Raw genomic sequence first — 844 nt, forward strand, 5'->3', positions numbered from 1 at the left:
ATAGTAGCCAACGGCTACCAAGATAATATCTTTCTCGAACTGTTTTCCTTTAAAATATCCCATTTGTTACGCTCCTTATTTGTTTTTTACAAAGTTTAGCTTACTTTAGAAAACTTTGCAACAGAACCAGATAATTTATGTGTCCCGTGTATTCGCTTTAATCCAAAAAGAACTTGTAGTGATTTCTACAAGTTCTTTTTGCTTTTCTTATTGTATTTAGAGTAGAAACTTTTAAATATAGCAGAAACAATAATGAAGTATTTATCTCTAGTTTGCTAACTAAAATTTTGCGATACAATTAATGTAGTAGAAGCTATGAAGAAATATGATATTAAGCGTTCTTCATTTTATAAATTTACTAAACAGTATGAAGAAGCAAAAAAAGGGAACCCTAACGAATAATTAATGAAGATTCAGGGGGTACCAAATGGAGTATAAAACAAAGGTAATAATTGGGGATTACGTTCAATTTTTATATCGTAAAAATCCTAATTTACAATTAATCGGATATGTAGTGAGTGTTCTACAGAATACAATTGTAGTAGATATTACAGAGGTAATGGGAATTGAAGTAGATGATGTTAGGCAAGTAGTAAAACATGGTTGCTATAATAAAGTGGTTCATAAGCAAATCAAAAATAATGTTTCATAAAAATTGCACCTAGATAAATCTAGGCGCAATTTTTATGGTGAAGTTACTGGATTTTTTGAGATGATGAATACCAGCTATTTCGTCTTCCATAACGTGAAACCACAAGTAGTAATTATGGTTCTGGTGCAAAAACTTTAATATACGTGTAAGTAATCTCTAACACTTGGACATACTGATACTATTACTCTAGAA

Annotated in this window: 1 protein-coding gene and 1 pseudogene; both read left to right on the plus strand. The window is 30.1% G+C overall.

What is annotated here, in order from left to right; all coding sequences use genetic code 11:
* Positions 1-294 precede the first annotated feature (294 nt).
* Positions 295-402: pseudogene (locus tag JDS96_RS32715) on the plus strand (recombinase family protein); the annotation flags it as partial.
* 25 nt (positions 403-427) lie between these two features.
* Positions 428-652 (plus strand): DUF2187 domain-containing protein, encoded by a 225-nt coding sequence (locus JDS96_RS30510; protein WP_199669095.1) that lies wholly within the window; start codon positions 428-430, stop codon positions 650-652.
* Positions 653-844: the final 192 nt, after the last annotated feature.

This window comes from Bacillus cereus group sp. N21, from assembly GCF_016483395.1.
Taxonomy (GTDB): domain Bacteria; phylum Bacillota; class Bacilli; order Bacillales; family Bacillaceae_G; genus Bacillus_A; species Bacillus_A pseudomycoides.

What these genes read in the sequence shown, in the direction of transcription:
- JDS96_RS30510 (WP_199669095.1), top strand. Translation starts at nt 428, where the DNA reads ATGGAGTATAAAACAAAGGTAATAATTGGGGATTACGTTCAATTTTTA.